Annotated in this window: 4 protein-coding genes; 2 read left to right on the top strand and 2 right to left on the bottom strand. The window is 66.8% G+C overall.

The features are described 5' to 3' along the window. Window positions 1-194 (top strand): biotin/lipoyl-containing protein (locus tag I71_RS31740; protein WP_042703720.1); only part of this gene is annotated, 194 nt, incomplete at its 5' end. Between the two features lie 12 nt (window positions 195-206). Then, window positions 207-932 (top strand): 2-oxo acid dehydrogenase subunit E2, encoded by a 726-nt coding sequence (locus I71_RS31735; protein ID WP_049976438.1) that lies wholly within the window; start codon window positions 207-209, stop codon window positions 930-932. Between the two features lie 93 nt (window positions 933-1,025). Here the strand turns inward: I71_RS31735 and I71_RS31730 are convergent, their stop codons facing one another. Both I71_RS31730 and I71_RS31725 read right to left on the bottom strand, forming a co-directional pair. Beyond that, complete coding sequence (locus I71_RS31730; RefSeq protein WP_042703717.1) at window positions 1,026-1,451, bottom strand: carboxymuconolactone decarboxylase family protein; 426 nt, start codon at window positions 1,449-1,451, stop codon at window positions 1,026-1,028. Between the two features lie 44 nt (window positions 1,452-1,495). After that, the coding region (locus I71_RS31725) for an amidohydrolase family protein (protein WP_042703715.1) at window positions 1,496-1,818 on the bottom strand (323 nt) is incomplete at its 5' end.

Below are 1,818 nucleotides of genomic sequence, written 5' to 3'. Positions count from 1 at the left end.
CCATGAACGAAGGGCTGCCCCTTGAGTGGCTGGTGCCCGACGGCGGACAGGCCGTGGAAGGCCTTCCGCTCTACGCGATGGAAAGCGAGAAGTCGACGCAGGAGGTGGAAAGCCCCGCCACCGGTACCCTGCGGATCAAGGCCCAGGTGGGGGAGACTTACGAGGTCGGAACCCTGCTGGCCGTCATCGAATAGGGGCCCGCGATCATGAGCGCATTGCTGGAGGGGCTGGCCCCTTGGCCGGAAACGGACTTCGCCGCCTTCGGCCCTGTGGAAACCCGCAAACTGTCCCGGATCCAGGCCTTGGTCGGGGCTTTCCTGGGCCGCAACTGGGTGGCCATCCCCCATGTCACCCACCAGGATGAGGCGGACATCACCGAGTTGGAGCAGCGCCGGCGAGACCGCAACGCCGCCGGTGGCCCGAAGATCACCATCGTGCCCCTGCTGGTGAAGGCCATGGCCGCCGGCCTGAAGGCCTTTCCCCAGTTCAACGCCTCGCTGGACCTGGCCAACAAGACGCTGGTCCTGAAACAGTACGTGCATATCGGCGTAGCCGTGGACACACCCGGGGGCCTGTTGGTGCCGGTGGTGCGGGATTGCGACACCAAGAGCCTGGACACCATCGCCACCGAGATCGCCGCCCTGTCGGAAAAGGCCCGCACCAAGGGCTTGCCCATGGCCGAGATGTCGGGCGGCTGCATGAGCCTGACCTCACTGGGGCATATTGGGGGGACCGGCTTCACCCCCATCGTCAACGCGCCCGAGGTGGCCATCCTGGGCGTGACCCGCGTCCGTCCGGTGGCCACCCCGGCACCCGATGGCGGCGTGGTCTGGCGCCAGGTCCTGCCCCTGTCGCTGAGCTACGACCACCGCGTCATCAACGGCGCCGACGCTGCCCGTTTCTGCCGGTTTCATCGCCGACCGCCTGGCTGATCCCGCCCTGTTCGACTGAGAACAGGTAAAAACTGAAGCGCCGCGCTGATGGTTCAGCGCGGCGCCATTTTTTTGGTACGGGCCTGTGGCAGGTCAGAGCAACCCGCGCTCCTCCGAGGTCTTGACGTTGGGGTCCAGCCCCACCTCGCGCAGGGCCTCGATGACCGCGGTGGTGGCCGAGGCGACGGCGGGGAAGCCGACGTAGGGCAGGGCCTGGATCAGCACGCCTTCCAGTTCCGCCACTGTCAGGCCGTTGGCCACCCCGATCTTCACATGGTTCTTCAGTTCCGCTGTTTGGCGCTGGGCGATCAACACGCCGATGACCACCAGGCTCTTCTGCTTCCGCTCCAGTCCCTCGCGTCCCCAGGCATCGGCGAAGGCATGGTGCAGGGCCATCTGCGAAATGGCCGAGCCGAACTTGCCCGACGTGGCGGCCGTCCGCAGCGCGTCGCTGAAGGTTGGCCCCATCATGTCACCGATCACCGCCAGTCCGCGTTCACTCTTTTCGTCCAACGGCATGTCCGTTTCCCTTTTGCCTTGTTGAGCTTTCAAGCTGATCCATTTCAAGCGGCGGGCGCGCTCTTGGCGCCGCGCACCAGGCGGCCGGGCAGGGCGCCGGTCGCGCGGCCGTTGCGATAGGTCACGGTGCCGGAGACGATGGTGGCCTCGTAGCCGTCGGCCTTCTGGCTCAGCCGCCGTCCGGCCGCCGGCAGGTCGCGCTTCACCCGGGGCGCGTAGAGGTGCAGGCGATCCAGGTCGATGACGTTGATGTCCGCCTTGTAGCCGGGCTTCAGGATGCCGCGGTCGTTCAGGCAGACCGAGGCCGCCGTCTCGCGCGACAGCATGCTGATGGCCTTTTCCAGAGGCAGGCGCTTCTGGTCGCGCA

The sequence above is a fragment of the Azospirillum sp. B506 genome (assembly GCF_000333595.1).
GTDB lineage: Bacteria > Pseudomonadota > Alphaproteobacteria > Azospirillales > Azospirillaceae > Azospirillum.
The sequence above is the reverse complement of the archived record's forward strand: the minus strand, read 5'-3'. Positions and strand labels throughout refer to the sequence as shown.